The organism is Citrobacter sp. Cpo045, from assembly GCF_030332875.1.
In the GTDB taxonomy this organism is placed as follows: Bacteria; Pseudomonadota; Gammaproteobacteria; order Enterobacterales; family Enterobacteriaceae; genus Citrobacter; species Citrobacter portucalensis.
The window spans coordinates 175,941-192,106 of record NZ_JAOWGZ010000107.1 but is presented as its reverse complement, the minus strand read 5'-3'; the positions used below and the strand labels follow the sequence as shown (position 1 = coordinate 192,106).

Here is a 16,166-nt window from a genome sequence, read left to right as displayed (position 1 = left end):
GAGGTTCGAGATGGCGTTATTAAATGTAGATAAATTATCGGTGCATTTCGGCGACGTAGGTTCCGAATTCCGCGCCGTAGACCGCATTAGCTACAGTGTGAATCAGGGTGAAGTGGTTGGCATTGTAGGAGAGTCCGGCTCTGGTAAGTCCGTCAGTTCGCTGGCGATTATGGGACTGATTGACTACCCAGGCCGCGTTATGGCCGAAAATCTGGAGTTTAATGGTCGCGACCTGAAGCGCATCTCTGAGAAAGAGCGTCGCCAGTTAGTGGGGGCGGAAGTGGCGATGATCTTCCAGGACCCGATGACCAGCCTTAACCCCTGCTACACCGTCGGCTACCAGATTATGGAAGCCATTAAAGTGCACCAGGGCGGCAACAAAAAAACGCGTGTTCAGCGGGCAATAGACCTGCTGACGCTGGTGGGAATTCCCGATCCGGCCTCACGTCTGGATGTATATCCTCACCAGTTGTCCGGTGGGATGAGCCAGCGCGTGATGATCGCGATGGCGATAGCCTGTCGTCCGAAACTGCTGATTGCCGACGAACCGACAACGGCGCTGGATGTGACTATTCAGGCGCAGATCATCGAGCTACTGCTGGAATTGCAGCAAAAAGAGAACATGGCGCTGGTCTTAATCACGCACGATCTGGCGCTGGTGGCTGAAGCGGCACACAAAATCATCGTGATGTACGCCGGTCAGGTGGTAGAAACCGGAGCCGCGCAGGATATCTTTCGCGCGCCGCGTCATCCTTACACCCAGGCGCTGCTGCGCGCGCTGCCTGAGTTTGCTCAGGATAAAGCACGTCTGGCCTCGCTGCCGGGCGTGGTTCCCGGGAAATATGACCGCCCGAGCGGCTGTTTGCTGAACCCACGCTGCCCCTATGCGACCGACAAATGCCGCGCTGAAGAACCTGAACTGAACCTGCTGGAAGGCGGTCGTCAGTCGAAATGCCACTACCCACTTGATGATGCCGGGAGGCCTGGGCTATGAGTACGCAAAAGGCCACTTTGTCACAGCCGCTGTTGCAGGCTATTGATCTGAAAAAACACTACCCGGTGAAAAAGGGCATGTTCGCCCCGGAGCGCCTGGTGAAAGCGCTGGATGGCGTCTCCTTTACCTTAGAGCGTGGTAAAACGCTGGCGGTAGTAGGCGAGTCGGGCTGTGGGAAATCCACCCTTGGCCGCCTGCTGACGATGATTGAAGTCCCGACCGGCGGTGAGCTGTATTACCAGGGACAGGATCTTCTTAAGCACGACCCGCAGGCGCAAAAGCTGCGTCGGCAGAAAATCCAGATTGTATTCCAGAACCCGTACGGTTCCCTGAACCCGCGTAAGAAAGTGGGGCAGATTCTGGAAGAGCCGCTGCTGATCAACTCCACGCTCAGCAAAGAGGAGCGTCGTGAAAAAGCGCTGGCGATGATGGCGAAAGTGGGGCTGAAAACCGAACACTACGACCGCTATCCGCATATGTTCTCCGGCGGTCAGCGTCAGCGTATTGCCATCGCTCGCGGTCTGATGCTTGACCCGGACGTGGTGATTGCCGATGAACCGGTCTCAGCGCTGGACGTCTCGGTGCGTGCGCAGGTGCTGAATCTGATGATGGATTTGCAGCAGGAACTGGGGCTGTCATACGTCTTTATCTCGCACGACCTGTCGGTGGTCGAGCACATTGCCGATGAAGTGATGGTGATGTATTTAGGCCGCTGCGTGGAGAAAGGGACGAAGGACCAAATCTTCAATAATCCGCGTCATCCGTACACGCAAGCGCTGCTCTCCGCAACGCCGCGTCTGAACCCGGACGATCGCCGTGAGCGTATCAAGCTGACCGGTGAACTGCCAAGCCCGCTGAATCCGCCGCCGGGCTGCGCGTTTAACGCCCGCTGCCGTCGTCGCTTTGGTCCGTGTACCCAGCTTCAGCCGCAGTTGAAAGATTACGGCGGTCAACTGGTGGCTTGTTTTGCCGTTGACCAGGATGAAAACCCACAGCAATAAACCTGGGTTATGACCCGATAACCGGAGCCTTGTGCTCCGGTTTTTTTATATTTTCTCTTTACGTCCACAATGTGAGTCCTTTGGCAGAACATTATTCCACAGCGTCTAGAATGTAGTCAGATTCCCTCTAGTCACAAAAATATCTATTTCGCAGTTGCTAACTACCAGGAGCAAATGTGGTCACGATACGCTGGGATATTAAAACAATTGATCGTCTGTCGATGGTTGAGGATGTCCTGAAGGAGTTTTCCTGCTGTGATATCAATATCATCTCCATGAAAGTCACGCCTGGGCGGATCCTGATTAAATCCTGGTGCCGCCAGCTACAGGATATTTCCTGTGTGCAATCCTGTTTAAGCCAGCGCGCCGATATTATTCATGTCGCTTACCTCTGTGAGGAGATAAGTGAGCTGTCAACGCCGGAACCGGAACGCCCGCGCTATTTCTCTGACATTATTTGCAGCAGCCAGAGCATGCACGCGCTTATCGAAAAGGCGATAAAAATTGCCGACAGCAAATATACCGTTCTGATCCGTGGCGATACGGGGACCGGTAAAGAGCTGCTGGCCCGGGCTATCCATAATTCCGGGCAGCGACGTTTTTATCCGTTTATTCCGGTCAACTGCTCTGCGCTACCTGAGTCGCTAATGGAGAGTGAATTCTTTGGCTATGAGAAAGGGGCTTTCAGCGGCGCGGATTGTAAAGGCAAAAAAGGGCTGTTTGAAATGGCCGATAAAGGCACCCTTTTTCTCGATGAGTTTGGCGAAATGTCGTTGAGCTTACAGGCTAAACTCCTGCGCGTGCTTCAGGATGGCGGGATTCGGCGCGTTGGCGGAGCGCATATTATTCCGGTCAATGTGCGCATTATTGTGGCAACCAATGCCAATCTGGAAGAGATGGTAGAACAACGTCTGCTGCGCGCCGATCTCTATTACCGCATCAACGTGCTTTCACTGACCATTCCACCTTTGCGCGAGCGTCCACAGGATATCAGCCTGCTGATTCGCCACTTTGTGCAGAAATACGCAAAGGAATTCCAGCGGCGGATCATTCTGGATAAAGCCTGTTTTGATGCCCTGCACCATCACACCTGGCCGGGAAACGTGCGCGAACTGGAAAATACCATTATTCGCCTGATGCTGATGGCGGAATCCGATGTTATTACGCGGGAAGAATTAGGGATGGTGAATTTGCCTGCCGTTGAGCGGGGCCCGACAGAACGTCCTTTTAAAGAGCAGGTTCTGTGTGCTGAACGCCAGCTCATTGAACAGATGGTGGAAGATAATGTGTCGTCACGGCATATCGCCAAAGCGCTGGGCGTGTCGCACACCACGGTGCTGAATAAAATTCGCGGCTATCAGCTGGAGAGTGTGAGTTAAGCGCCGCCAGCGTCTGACGGCGCGATATACGTGGGTTATTCAATCAGCTTCAATAAGGGCGACAGGCACAGCAGAATTCCGTACAGCAGGATCAACCAGGTTTTCAGTCCGCGCAGTTTTTCCAGTTGCGTTACTTTATAGATCAGGAAGAACGGAATAATACACGACACAATCCCGTAAAGCGGACTACCTAGCTGGAAGAACACCAGTACCGATACGCGAAATGACACCCAAATGACCAGGGTGATAACAATAAAGGTGCAAATACCCAGCGTAAGCACCAACGGATTAATTTTCTCAATGTCAATGACGCGGCTCAGAACGTTGAGAATAATACCTTTGATCGCTTCGTGGAATCCCAGATAAATACCAAAGAACGCGGTTAATACGGCGAAGATATTTAATACCGTTGAGGTGATATGAATAATCTGCCCAGGAATGACCTGAGCCGCCAGCGCCAGTGCTGAAATATTTTGTTCGAAAGCCGAAACGGCCTCTTCATGGCTAATGGAAAAGGTAAAAGAGAAGGAGAAAAACAGAATGACAGCAATCAGAGTAATGTAACTGATGCGATGCGTACGGATTGCCATACGCGTAGCCAGCACCCGGTCCGCCACCCGTTTGCGGTAGGCGATGTTCATTGGGTTCAACACCTGAATAAACACCGCCGAGAAGAAGCAGAACGGGATGGTTAGCAGTACATCACGAAAGAAGACCGATGCTTCAGGGAAGGCGCTGATATTAGCGAAGTTCCAGTGCGGAACCATCGCAAAACCAAATACGATGATGATACCCACTTTGACCACCACCATCGGGCCGGAGATTTTGAACAGCAGCTTTTCTCCCCCGGAAGCAATGGCGACCAGCACGGCAAAAATGGCCACTTTATAGATTATCGACTGCGAAAGATCGGCCTCGGTCAAGCCGAAGGTTTTGATATATGAGGCGCTGTCAAAAACCACGGATAAGGAATAAATAAATATGCCGTGAATAATCATCAGAAAATAGATGACGCCAAGAAATACGCCCCAGTTTTTTCCCAGATAATGACTTATAATATCCGTGTAGTCATTACAGGTTTCGCTTTCTGATAATGTTTTTAAATAAATATCCTGCACAATATAAGTTGCCGGATAAGCAATAATAAAGGCAACGATAAATACCCAAATGCCTGTTAAGCCAATTTGTACCGGCATCAGTACCGTTCCGGCACCAATGGCCATGCCGATGCACAGTAATACCCAGCCAAAATCGTATTTCGTAAACGGTATTTTTTTTGAGAATGGTACGGCGGTTGCTGTATTGTTGCTTAATTGTAATGTGTTGTCCTGCATAGAACCCCCTGCCCAAAATACACGTTCTCCCCGAAAGAGGATCGCGTGTATTGCCAGACTGTTGTGCCTTGATTCTCAACAACCTGAACCGAACGGCGTCGGTTCAGGCCATATTGGTCAGAATGTTGCCTTTCTGATGGCGTGTTCAAGGTCGTTAATAATATCTTCTGGATCTTCAAGACCCACAGAAAGACGGATAAGCCCGTCGGTAATACCTGCTTTGAGCCGTTCCTCAGGTGCAACGGGCGAATGTGTCATAGACGCTGGGTGCTGAATGAGGGTTTCGGTATCACCGAGACTGACCGCGAGGAGGCACAATTCTACAGAATTGATCATCCGCCTACCAGCCTCGAGGCCGCCGGCGATTTCGAAGCTGATAATTCCACCTGGCAGGCTCATTTGCCGCTGGCCCAGCTCATACTGCGGATGCGAAGTCAGGCCAGGATAATACACCCGAGTAATAGATGGATGCCCTTCGAGGAAGCGGGCGATTTTCAGCGCATTTTCACAGTGGCGTTCCATACGAATGCCCAGCGTTTTAACGCCGCGCAGTGTTAACCACGCATTGAAAGGACTCATGCAGCCGCCGGTGATATCTTTCAGGCCTACAAACCGCGCCTGGTCGATAAACTCCTGCTTACCAACAATGATGCCCCCAATCACATCCCCGTGACCGTTGATATATTTGGTGACGCTGTGAACCACAATATCCGCGCCCAGTTGCAAAGGCTGCTGACAGTACGGCGACATAAAGGTGTTATCCACCACCAGCAATGCGCCCTGTTGATGGGCGATACCGGCAACCGTTTCAATGTCGACCAGCGACAGCGTTGGGTTGGCGGGCGTTTCGATATACACAACTTTGGTTTCTGGTCGCATGGCGGCGCGGATTTCTTCAGGCTTTGCCGCGTCGACAAAGCTGACGTTAATCCCAAACTTCGGCATGCTGTGCGACAAAAACGCGTGGGTGCAGCCGTAAATCGCGCTGGCGGAAACGATATGGTCACCCTGCTGGCAAAGCGTCAACAGCGTTGTGGTGATAGCAGAAATACCGGACGCGGTTGCCAACCCGGCTTCACCTCTTTCCAGTACCGCCAGCTTTTTCTCCAGCGCATCGGTGGTGGGGTTACCCAAACGGGTGTAAATGTACCCGGACTCTTCGAGCGCAAAGCGGGCGGCACCTTGTTCGGCGCTGTCAAAAACAAACGTTGAGGTCTGGAAAATAGGCGTACTAAGCGCGCCAGTTGAAGGGTCGGGTTGTTGCCCCGCGTGAACGATCTGGGTGTTGAATCCGTAAGTACGACAGTCAGACATGATATCTCCTTTAATTCGGAACAGAACAGCTCACAGTCAAATAGCAATCGCTGTGCCAGAAAATGAACTGATAGATATCAATGTGTTATGTTTTTGTCTGAACGAATGGTCGGCAGGAATATTGCCAACTGGCAAGAATCTTTCCAGCGTGCTGGTAAGAAAATGGGTGAATTGCGAGGCGCTACGCAGAGCGCAATATTGCGCAGTGATATGGCAAGTGGGCTGCCGTAGAATCAGCGGCAAGCCGGGAATTCCCGGTGAGGCGCAATGTTGCGGGGGCTTGATCCCCGGCGGCATCGGTTGCTGGAAAGAGAAAACCCCCGCACGTTGTTCGGTATAAACCAGGCAACAAGACGGGGGCTAACTTGACTCCAGACAAGTTAAGGATAGCCGCGAACAGTTGCCATTGCAACACAGGCGGCTATATGACGCTCGCACAGTTAGGCGTGGCCTTCTGGCACGATTTAGCGGCTCCAATCATCGCTGGCACTATTGCCAGCCTGATTGTGAGCTGGCTGCGTAACAGGAAGTAATGCGCTTTGTGGGCGTCTGCCTGCCGTGATGGCAACATGCGCCCGAACCAGGCCGCAGGGGGCAACCTTGCGGCCTATTTCGGCTTAAATGCAGATAAATCTCGTCGCCAGGTGCCTATCCTGTCGCGATAATGCACGCTGGGAAGTTTTCAGATACCGCCTCTCTTAATACCGCTACGATCGGGTATACTCTGACGGCAGTTTCGTCTATCCGTGGAGAGTCAGTTTGCGTGTCAGTCGCTCGTTAACAATTAAGCAGATGGCAATGGTTGCGGCCGTTGTTATGGTGTTCGTTTTTATTTTTTGCACCGTTTTGTTGTTCCATCTGGTCCAGCAAAACCGCTATAACACGGCTACGCAACTGGAAAGTATCGCTCGCTCCGTCCGTGAGCCTCTGTCGGACACTATCCTGAAAGGGGATATTCCCGAAGCGGAAGCCATTTTAAAAAGTATTCGGCCAGCGGGCGTGGTAAGTCGCGCCGATGTGGTGCTGCCCAATCAGTTTCAGGCGTTGCGGATGAGCTTTATCCCTGAACGCCCCGTTCCTGTTACGGTGACTCGCCTGTTTGAGCTTCCGGTACAAATTTCGCTGCCGATCTATTCTCTTGAGCGTTCAGCTAACCCGCAACCGCTGGCGTATCTGGTACTGCAGGCGGATTCGTACCGCATGTACAAATTCGTGATGAGTACGCTCTCGACGTTAGTGACCATTTACTTACTTTTATCGTTAATACTGACCGTCGCCATCTCCTGGTGCATTAACCGCTTGATTGTGCACCCCTTACGTAAAATTGCCCGTGAGCTGAACGACATCCAACAGCAGGATCTGATTGGTTATCAACTGGCATTGCCGCGTCTACATCAGGATGATGAGATTGGTATGCTGGTGCGTAGCTACAATCTTAATCAGCAGTTGATTCAGCGACATAGCGAAGAGCAAAGCGACTTTGCAATGCGTTTCCCGGTTTCCGAACTGCCCAATAAGTCGTTTTTAATGGGGCTGCTGGAGCAGGTTGTTACCCGCCAGCAGACGACGGCGCTGATGATTGTCACCTGCGAAACCCTACGTGACACCGCGGGTGTGTTAACCGAAACTCAGCGGGAAATCCTGCTGCTTACGCTGGTCGAAAAACTCAAGTCGGTATTAGCCCCCAGGATGGTGCTTTCCCAGGTGAGTGGCTATGACTTCGCCATCATCGCCCATGGCGTAAAAGAACCCTGGCACGCTATTACTTTAGGTCAGCAAGTACTCACTATCGTTAACGAGCGATTACCTATTCAGGGTATTCAACTGCGTCCTACCTGCAACATTGGGGTAGCAATGTTCTATGGTGATTTGACCGCAGAACAGCTTTACCGCCGCGCTCTCTCGGCCGTATTAACCTCGCGCCATAAGGGTAAAAATCAAATTCAGTTCTTTGATCCGTTACAGATGGAAGAGGCGCAGCAGCGTTTGACGGAAGAGAACGATATTCTCAGCGCGCTGGATAACCGTCAGTTCGCGCTTTGGATGCAGCCGCAGGTGGAAATGTCCAGCGGTAAGGTATTGAGCGCAGAAGCATTATTGCGGATGCAGCAGCCGGACGGAAGCTGGGAGCTGCCCGAAGGGTTAATCGACAGAATTGAGTCCTGTGGTCTGATGGTGACGGTTGGTTACTGGGTGCTGGAAGAGACGTGTCGCCAGCTGTCAGCGTGGCAGGAACGGGGTCTGATGCTGCCGCTGTCGGTGAATTTGTCCGCACTACAGCTGATGCACCCGAGTATGGTCTCGGACCTGCTGGAGTTGTTAAACCGCTATCGCATCAAGCCTGGTACGTTGATCCTGGAAGTGACTGAAAGCCGGCATATCGATGATCCCCACGCCGCGGTGGCCATTTTGCGCCCATTGCGTAATGCGGGAGTACGTATCGCACTGGATGACTTTGGCATGGGGTATGCGGGCCTGCGACAGCTGCAGCACATGAAGTCGCTACCGGTGGATGTCCTCAAAATCGATAAGATGTTTGTCGACGGAGTACCTGAGGATTGCAGCATGATCTCCGCCATCATTCAGTTGGCCCACAGCCTTAATTTGCAGATGATCGCCGAAGGTGTCGAAACCGAAGCGCAGCGTGAATGGCTATCACAAGCCGGGGTGGAAGTGGCACAAGGGTTCCTGTTTGCCCGACCGGTTCCGGCAAATATCTTCGAAGAACGTTATCTGGCGCCGGAAAGCGCTGATTACAAAAGTTAAAAAAGGTCTCGCTTGTGCGAGCCAGCTCAAAATTTTTAACATTTCTGTATCAATTATGATCCAGGTACATTTCTGTCAAGTTGTGTGGGTGTTACTTTAAGGCCGCAGGTTAAACAAAACCTTACAAGACCTGTGGTTTTTACTTTAAGGACACCCTATGAAAACCTCTATATTCAAAAGCCTTTACTTTCAGGTCCTGACAGCGATTGCCATTGGTATTCTCCTTGGCCATTACTACCCTGAATTAGGCGCCCAAATGAAACCGCTTGGTGATGCCTTCGTTAAGCTCATCAAGATGGTCATCGCACCTGTCATCTTCTGTACTGTCGTTACCGGCATTGCAGGCATGGAAAGTATGAAAGCTGTTGGCCGCACCGGTGCGGTTGCACTGCTTTATTTTGAAGTGGTCAGTACGATTGCGCTGATCATCGGTCTTATCATTGTTAACGTGGTGCAACCCGGTGCCGGGATGAACGTCGATCCGGCGACGCTGGATGCCAAAGCGGTTGCGATTTACGCCGAACAGGCAAAAGACCAGGGGATCGTAGGTTTCCTGATGGATATTATCCCGGCGAGCGTCATTGGCGCGTTTGCCAGCGGTAACATCCTGCAGGTATTGCTGTTTGCAGTAATGTTTGGTTTTGCGCTGCATCGTCTGGGCAGCAAGGGCCAGATGATTTTCAACGTGATTGAAAGTTTCTCGCAGGTTATTTTCGGCATCATCAATATGATCATGCGCCTGGCGCCTATCGGTGCTTTCGGTGCTATGGCCTTTACCATCGGTAAATATGGCGTCGGAACGCTGGTGCAACTGGGTCAGCTAATCATCTGCTTCTACATCACCTGTATTCTGTTTGTGGTGCTGGTGCTGGGTTCAATTGCGCGCGCAACCGGCTTCAGTATCTTTAAATTCATCCGCTATATCCGTGAAGAGCTGCTGATCGTTCTGGGTACTTCTTCTTCCGAGTCTGCGCTGCCGCGTATGCTCGATAAGATGGAAAAACTGGGCTGTCGGAAGTCGGTTGTCGGATTGGTTATACCCACGGGCTACTCGTTTAACCTTGATGGGACATCAATCTATCTGACGATGGCGGCGGTGTTTATCGCTCAGGCGACCAACAGCCACATGGATATCTTCCATCAGATAACCCTGTTGGTGGTGCTCCTGCTCTCCTCAAAAGGTGCAGCGGGTGTGACCGGGAGTGGCTTCATTGTTCTGGCCGCGACTATCTCTGCGGTGGGGCATTTACCGGTTGCTGGCCTGGCACTGATTCTTGGTATTGACCGCTTCATGTCTGAAGCCCGTGCGCTGACCAACCTGATTGGTAACGGTGTTGCAACTGTGGTTGTGGCTAAATGGGTGAAAGAATTGGATACCAAAAAGCTGGATGACACGCTGAATAATCGTGCGCCGGATGGCAAAACGCACGATTTATCCTCTTAATCTCGTCACTTATGCCCGTAGTCCCTTCCAGGACTGCGGGCGTTTGCGCATAATTACCCCCTGTGCCTGAAACCGTCGATTCGGCGGCTCGGGATTTTTTCACTTCTTCCGTGACATTTTTATGTTCTCGCGGTCTAACACGAAGTGTTTTTAACGTCATATTCAGAGAGTCCTTTCGAGGGCTGTCTTTTTATTTCCAGGATAGTTGATCAGGGGTTCACATGCAGGGCACAAAAATTCGACTTTTAGCGGGCGGCTTGCTGATGATGGCCACTGCCGGCTATGTGCAGGCAGATGCGCTCCAGCCTGATCCAGCGTGGCAACAGGGCACGCTGGCAAATGGTTTACAGTGGCAAGTGTTAGCCACTCCCCAGCGTCCGAGCGACCGTATTGAGGTTCGCCTGCTGGTCAATACCGGTTCACTCACCGAAAGTGCGCAACAGAGTGGTTTCAGCCATGCGATCCCGCGTATCGCGCTGACGCAAAGCGGTGGCCTCGATGCCACGCAAGCCCGTTCACTGTGGCAGCAGGGGTTCGATCCCAAACGTCCCATGCCGCCGGTTATCGTTTCCTATGATTCCACGCTGTATAACCTCAGTCTGCCTAACAGCCGTAACGACCTACTGAAAGAGTCACTTTCTTATCTGGCGAATATCTCCGGTAAACTGAGCATCACCTCTGAAACGGTCAATCATGCGCTGAATAGCGAAGATATGGTTGCAACCTGGCCGTCAGATACCAAAGAAGGGTGGTGGCGTTACCGTCTGAAGGGATCGACCCTGCTGGGGCACGATCCCGCCGATCCGCTGAAAACGCCGGTAGACGCGTCGAAAATTCAGTCTTTCTATCAGAAATGGTATACCCCGGACGCGATGACGCTGATCATCGTCGGTAACGTTGATGCACGCAGCGTAGCTGAGCAAATCAATAAAACCTTTGGCGAGTTAAAAGGAAAACGCGAAACGCCTGCACCGGTTCCCACGCTCTCTCCGCTGCGAGCAGAAGCCGTGAGTATTATGACCGATGCGGTACGCCAGGATCGCCTTTCCATCATGTGGGACACGCCATGGCAGCCGATCCGTGAATCTGCCGCGCTGTTACGTTACTGGCGCGCTGATTTAGCTCGTGAGGCGCTGTTCTGGCACATTCAGCAAGAGCTAACCAAAAACAATGCCAAAGACATTGGCCTCGGATTTGACTGCCGGGTGCTGTTCCTGCGCGCGCAGTGCGCGATTAACGTTGAGTCGCCGAACGATAAGCTGAACGCCAATCTGGGTACGGTTGCGCGTGAGCTGGCGAAAGTGCGTGATAAGGGACTGCCGGAAGAAGAGTTCAATGCGCTGGTAGCGCAAAAGAATCTGGAACTGCAGAAGCTGTTTGCCACCTATGGTCGTACCGATACCGATATTTTGATCAGCCAGCGTTTGCGCTCGCTGCAAAATCAGGTGGTGGATATTGCGCCTGAACAGTACCAGCGTTTACGCCAGAGCTTCCTCAACAGCCTGAGCGTTGAGATGCTGAATCAGGACCTGCGTCAGCAGCTGTCGCAAGATATGGCGTTAATTCTGCTGCAGCCGAAGGGTGAACCTGAATTCAATATGAAGGATCTGCAGGCGACGTGGGATAGCATTATGGCGCCCGTTACCGCAGCGGCAACGTCTGTTGAAACGGATGAATCACACCCTGAAGTGACGGATATCCCGCCTGTACAGTAAAGGGTATCGTAACCTGTAAGCCGGGAAAGTGAAGCGCTCCCGGCTTACCCAGTGCCGGATGCGGCGTTAACGCCTTATCCGGCCTACAGGAACAATAAATTATTGCGGCATGGCGTCGCGGGGGATAATCGCCCCACGATGCTGAATGACGGTGCTTGCCGTCAGGTGGCCGCGTTTTGCGGCTTCGGCGGCATCGCCACCGGTCAGACGGACCGCCAGATACCCGGCGCTGAAGGAGTCTCCGGCCGCAGTGGTATCGATCACTTTCTCTTTCGGCAATTTAACGGCCGGAACGTCGATCAGTTCTTCGCCTGCAATGGAAACCAGGCAAGAGTCTGCGCCGCGCTTCACTACCACTTCCTGAACGCCAGCTGCGTGAGTACGGGCAATCACCTCGGCAACGGGTTTTTCACCCCACAGTGCGTCTTCATCGTCCAGCGTCAGGAATGCGATATTGGTGCATTCCAACATCTGCTGATACACCTGCTGGGTTTCTTCTTTGCTGCTCCAAAGACGTGGGCGGTAGTTATTGTCAAAAATGACCTTTCCGCCGTTGGCACGGCATTCACGCAGCAATGACAGCAGCTTGTCACGGCTTGCCGGGCTTAAAATCGCCAGACTGATTCCGCTCAGATACAAGTAGTCAAATGTCGCCAGTTCTTCGCAAATCGCGGCAGACTGCTCGCTCTCCAGCCAGAATTTTGCGGCGGCTTCATTACGCCAGTAATAGAAGGTGCGCTCGCCAGTGCTGTCGGTCTCAATGTAGTAGAGACCCGGCAGGCGGTTTTCCATGCGTTGGGTTAATGAGGTATCTACGTTTTCACCCTGCCAGGACTCCAGCATTTGTTGGCTAAAACTGTCGGTACCCAGTGCAGTCACATAGTGTACGGAAAGTGCCGCCGCATCGACCTGACGGGCGATATAAACGGATGTATTCAACGTGTCGCCACCGAATCCGCGCTGAACGTCAGCGCCTTTCTGTGACAGCTCAATCATGCATTCGCCAATCACGGCAATCTTTCTGGACATAGTCGTAACCTGCTCTGAAAAAAATTAGCGTTAGTGTGCGCTGTGGGTGTTAAGTGGTCAACTATATTAAAACATCGTTCCATTATTTTTTTGAGCCAGCACGTGTTCTGCGTTGTTTTTGCCGCTTAGTTTTTATTTTTGCGCACAGCTGAACGTAAAGTTCTTCGTCTGAGCGCCGATAACCTTTGACGAGTCCGGTCAGTCACACTCTTATTTACAGGACATCTCAGATGATAAAGCAGGTTACCCAGCAGCTCATTACGCCCGATGCGAGTATTGAAAGCTTGCTGGAAAGACGCTATTGGCTGCAGTGCGAGCGTGCTTACACCTACCAGCCAATTTACCAGACCAACGGAAGGCTGATGGCCGTTGAACTGCTGACCGTCGTGAGCCATCCTGATAACCCTTCCCAACGTATTGCACCAGACCGCTATTTTGCTGAAGTGGCTGTACGGCATCGTGTTGATGTAGTGAAAGAGCAACTTCTGCAGCTTGAGCTGAAAGGGGGCTTTTTCAGAGCCAACAACCTGCTGGCTTCAGTGAATGTCGATGGACCAACACTCATTGCGATGCGTCAGGATCCCGAAATCCTGAAAATCATTGAAGGCCTGCCGTGGCTGCGTTTTGAGCTGGTGGAACATATCCGCTTGCCGAAGGGGTCGTCGTTCGCCTCAATGTGCGAGTTCGGCCCGCTCTGGCTGGATGACTTTGGTACCGGAATGGCGAACTTCTCGGCGCTTAGTGAAGTGAGTTATGACTATATCAAAGTGGCGCGGGATCTGTTCGTCATGCTGCGCAAGACGCCGGAGGGACGTAATCTCTTCACACTACTATTACAGCTCATGAACCGCTATTGCCGCGGTGTCATTGTCGAAGGCGTTGAAACGCTGGAAGAGTGGCGCGATGTGCAAAACTCACCGGCTTTCGCTGCGCAAGGCTATTTTCTCTCTCGTCCAGTGCCTCTGGATACGCTTGAAGAGGTGATCCTGTCGCTTTGATGAGGGCGTAGTGCACCTCCTTTTCATCCTGCTGGACTATCTTTAGGACAGGCAAGGAAGGAAGTAAGGAGGTTAGACATGACGAGAACAGGTAAAATAACCACTTCAGTAATAGGGGTTTTCTTGTTGTTGATCGTCGTACTCATCATTGTGATTGCGACATTTGACTGGAACCGGCTCAAACCGACCATCAACCAGAAAGTCTCTACAGAACTCAACCGGCCCTTTGCTATACGGGGTGACCTGGGTGTGGTTTGGGAACGCCAGAAGCAGGAAACAGGCTGGCGTAGCTGGGTTCCGTGGCCACATGTTCATGCTGAAGATATCATCCTCGGCAACCCGCCGGACATTCCCGACGTCACCATGGTGCATCTTCCGCGTGTTGAAGCTACGCTCGCCCCGCTGGCACTGCTGACAAAAACCGTCTGGCTCCCGTGGGTCAAGCTGGTCAAACCCGATGCGCGGCTGATCCGCCTGTCGGAGAAAAACAATAACTGGACCTTTAACTTAGCTGGGGACGAAAACCGCGATCCTGATGCGCCGCCATCAGCATGGTCTTTCCGGCTGGATAACATTCTGTTCGACCAGGGACGTATCGCCATTAACGATAAGGTGACGAAGTCGGAGATTGAGATCCTGGTCGATCCGCTGGGGAAACCGTTACCCTTTAGCGAAGTGACCGGCGCAAAAGGTAAAGAGAGCAACGCCCGCGTCGAGGACTACGTGTTTGGGCTGAAAGCGCAAGGGCGATATAACGGCGAACCGCTAAGCGGTAGCGGAAAAATAGGCGGAATGCTGGCGCTGCGTGGCGAAGATACGCCTTTCCCGATTCAGGCTGATTTCCGTTCGGGCAATACGCGCGTAGCGTTTATCGGCACGATAAACGATCCGATGAATATGGGCGGGGCGGATCTGCGGCTTAAATTCTCGGGAGATTCGCTAGGGGATTTGTACGATTTGACCGGCGTACTGCTCCCGGATACGCCGCCGTTTGAAACCGACGGACGTCTGGTGGCGAAAATTGACCCGGAAAAATCCTCTGTTTTTGATTATCGCGATTTCAATGGCCGCATTGGCGACAGCGATATTCACGGAACGCTGGCCTACACCACCGGTAAGCCGCGACCCATGCTGAAGGGCGATGTGGAATCACGCCAGCTGAGGCTGGCCGATTTGGGGCCGCTGATCGGGGTGGATTCAGGCAAAGGGGCGGAACGGGCAAAACAATCTGAACAGCGCAAAGGTGAGAAGAGCATTCAGCCAGCGGACAAGGTCTTGCCGTATGACCGTTTTGAAACCGATAAATGGAACGTAATGGACGCTGACGTGCGTTTCAAAGGACGGCGTATTGAGCATGGCAGTAGCCTGCCGATCAGCGATCTCTCCACTCATATCATCCTGAAAAATGCTGACCTGCGCCTGCAACCGCTGAAATTTGGTCTTGCGGGAGGCAGCATTGTCTCCAGCATCCATCTGGAAGGGGATAAAAAGCCGATGCGGGGGCAGGCGGATATTCAGGCGCGGCGGCTGAAGCTAAAAGCGCTGATGCCCGATGTGGAACTGATGCAGAAAACGCTCGGTGAAATGAACGGGGACGCCCGGTTTAGCGGAAGTGGAAACTCGGTAGCGGCGCTGCTGGGTAACAGCAATGGCAACCTGAAACTGCTGATGAATGACGGCTTGATCAGCCGGAATCTGATGGAAATTGTGGGCTTGAATCTGGGGAACTATCTTGTCGGGCAGATATTTGGTGATGACGAAGTGCGGGTGAACTGCGCGGCGGCGAATCTGGATATTGTTAACGGCGTGGCGCGTCCGCAGATTTTTGCTTTCGACACGGAAAACGCAGTCATCAATGTCACTGGTACGGCAAGCTTTGCGTCGGAGCAACTGGATTTAACCATCGATCCGGAGAGCAAAGGGATTCGTATTATTACTCTGCGTTCGCCGCTGTATGTTCGCGGCACATTTAAGAATCCGCAGGCTGGCGTGAAGGCCGGACCGCTGATTGCGCGCGGTGCGGTTGCTGCCGCATTAGCCACGTTAGTTACTCCTGCGGCGGCCTTGTTGGCGCTGATTTCGCCGTCAGAGGGTGACGCGAATCAGTGCCGGACGATCCTGTCGCAGATGAAGAAGTGATGTCTGGCCGGATGTTTATCCGGCCTGGATTTCATACTCAACCCAGGCCGGAT

12 protein-coding genes are annotated in these 16,166 nt (G+C 52.5%); 9 read left to right on the top strand and 3 right to left on the bottom strand.

Features of this window, described 5'->3' with window-relative positions; all coding sequences use genetic code 11:
* Nucleotides 1–10 precede the first annotated feature (10 nt).
* The 3 genes from dppD (at nt 11) to OGY13_RS22730 (ending at nt 3,374) form a co-directional block, all read left to right on the top strand.
* A complete protein-coding gene (dppD, locus tag OGY13_RS22740) occupies nt 11–994 on the top strand; it encodes a dipeptide ABC transporter ATP-binding protein (RefSeq protein ID WP_048236981.1) in 984 nt (327 codons plus the stop codon).
* The gene (gene dppF / locus OGY13_RS22735; RefSeq protein ID WP_008786417.1) at nt 991–1,995 is read left to right on the top strand and encodes a dipeptide ABC transporter ATP-binding subunit DppF; all 1,005 of its coding nucleotides are present in this window, start codon (nt 991–993) and stop codon (nt 1,993–1,995) included. The genes dppD and dppF overlap by 4 nt, the downstream gene beginning before the upstream one ends.
* 176 nt (nt 1,996–2,171) lie before the next feature.
* Nucleotides 2,172–3,374: a sigma-54 interaction domain-containing protein gene (locus OGY13_RS22730; RefSeq protein ID WP_057067482.1), complete on the top strand. Its 1,203-nt coding sequence runs from the start codon at nt 2,172–2,174 to the stop codon at nt 3,372–3,374.
* Nucleotides 3,375–3,409: 35 nt separating this feature from the next.
* On the opposite strand, the gene OGY13_RS22725 is transcribed toward OGY13_RS22730, so the two are convergent.
* A complete protein-coding gene (locus tag OGY13_RS22725) occupies nt 3,410–4,708 on the bottom strand; it encodes an SLC5/6 family protein (protein WP_008786415.1) in 1,299 nt (432 codons plus the stop codon).
* Between the two features lie 117 nt (nt 4,709–4,825).
* Nucleotides 4,826–6,022: a methionine gamma-lyase gene (megL, locus tag OGY13_RS22720; protein WP_008786414.1), complete on the bottom strand. Its 1,197-nt coding sequence runs from the start codon at nt 6,020–6,022 to the stop codon at nt 4,826–4,828.
* A gap of 425 nt (nt 6,023–6,447) precedes the next feature.
* Here megL and OGY13_RS22715 point away from each other — a divergent pair, with 425 nt between their 5' ends.
* From OGY13_RS22715 to OGY13_RS22700, 4 genes are all read left to right on the top strand, one after another.
* A complete protein-coding gene (locus OGY13_RS22715; RefSeq protein ID WP_003827426.1) occupies nt 6,448–6,555 on the top strand; it encodes a type I toxin-antitoxin system toxin Ldr family protein in 108 nt (35 codons plus the stop codon).
* A 226-nt stretch (nt 6,556–6,781) separates the two neighbouring features.
* The gene (gene hmsP, locus OGY13_RS22710) at nt 6,782–8,788 is read left to right on the top strand and encodes a biofilm formation regulator HmsP (protein ID WP_111464559.1); all 2,007 of its coding nucleotides are present in this window, start codon (nt 6,782–6,784) and stop codon (nt 8,786–8,788) included.
* 157 nt (nt 8,789–8,945) lie between these two features.
* A complete protein-coding gene (gene dctA, locus OGY13_RS22705; RefSeq protein ID WP_008786411.1) occupies nt 8,946–10,232 on the top strand; it encodes a C4-dicarboxylate transporter DctC in 1,287 nt (428 codons plus the stop codon).
* Between the two features lie 221 nt (nt 10,233–10,453).
* Nucleotides 10,454–11,947 (top strand): M16 family metallopeptidase, encoded by a 1,494-nt coding sequence (locus tag OGY13_RS22700; protein ID WP_032945317.1) that lies wholly within the window; start codon nt 10,454–10,456, stop codon nt 11,945–11,947.
* 99 nt (nt 11,948–12,046) lie between these two features.
* Here OGY13_RS22700 and kdgK read toward each other — a convergent pair whose 3' ends face one another.
* On the bottom strand, nt 12,047–12,976 hold the full coding sequence (kdgK, locus tag OGY13_RS22695) for a 2-dehydro-3-deoxygluconokinase (protein WP_008786409.1): 930 nt from the start codon (nt 12,974–12,976) through the stop codon (nt 12,047–12,049).
* A gap of 230 nt (nt 12,977–13,206) precedes the next feature.
* Between kdgK and pdeH the strand changes: the two genes are divergently transcribed.
* Both pdeH and OGY13_RS22685 read left to right on the top strand, forming a co-directional pair.
* Complete coding sequence (gene pdeH, locus OGY13_RS22690; protein ID WP_008786408.1) at nt 13,207–13,974, top strand: cyclic-guanylate-specific phosphodiesterase; 768 nt, start codon at nt 13,207–13,209, stop codon at nt 13,972–13,974.
* A gap of 78 nt (nt 13,975–14,052) precedes the next feature.
* Nucleotides 14,053–16,113: an AsmA family protein gene (locus OGY13_RS22685; RefSeq protein ID WP_186412888.1), complete on the top strand. Its 2,061-nt coding sequence runs from the start codon at nt 14,053–14,055 to the stop codon at nt 16,111–16,113.
* Nucleotides 16,114–16,166 lie beyond the last annotated feature (53 nt).

Coding starts and splice junctions, on each gene's coding strand:
- dppF (WP_008786417.1), top strand. CDS start 991: ATGAGTACGCAAAAGGCCACTTTGTCACAGCCGCTGTTGCAGGCTATT.
- OGY13_RS22685 (WP_186412888.1), top strand. CDS start 14,053: ATGACGAGAACAGGTAAAATAACCACTTCAGTAATAGGGGTTTTCTTG.
- OGY13_RS22715 (WP_003827426.1), top strand. CDS start 6,448: ATGACGCTCGCACAGTTAGGCGTGGCCTTCTGGCACGATTTAGCGGCT.
- megL (WP_008786414.1), bottom strand. CDS start 6,022: ATGTCTGACTGTCGTACTTACGGATTCAACACCCAGATCGTTCACGCG.
- dctA (WP_008786411.1), top strand. CDS start 8,946: ATGAAAACCTCTATATTCAAAAGCCTTTACTTTCAGGTCCTGACAGCG.
- OGY13_RS22725 (WP_008786415.1), bottom strand. CDS start 4,708: ATGCAGGACAACACATTACAATTAAGCAACAATACAGCAACCGCCGTA.
- pdeH (WP_008786408.1), top strand. CDS start 13,207: ATGATAAAGCAGGTTACCCAGCAGCTCATTACGCCCGATGCGAGTATT.
- dppD (WP_048236981.1), top strand. CDS start 11: ATGGCGTTATTAAATGTAGATAAATTATCGGTGCATTTCGGCGACGTA.
- kdgK (WP_008786409.1), bottom strand. CDS start 12,976: ATGTCCAGAAAGATTGCCGTGATTGGCGAATGCATGATTGAGCTGTCA.
- OGY13_RS22700 (WP_032945317.1), top strand. CDS start 10,454: ATGCAGGGCACAAAAATTCGACTTTTAGCGGGCGGCTTGCTGATGATG.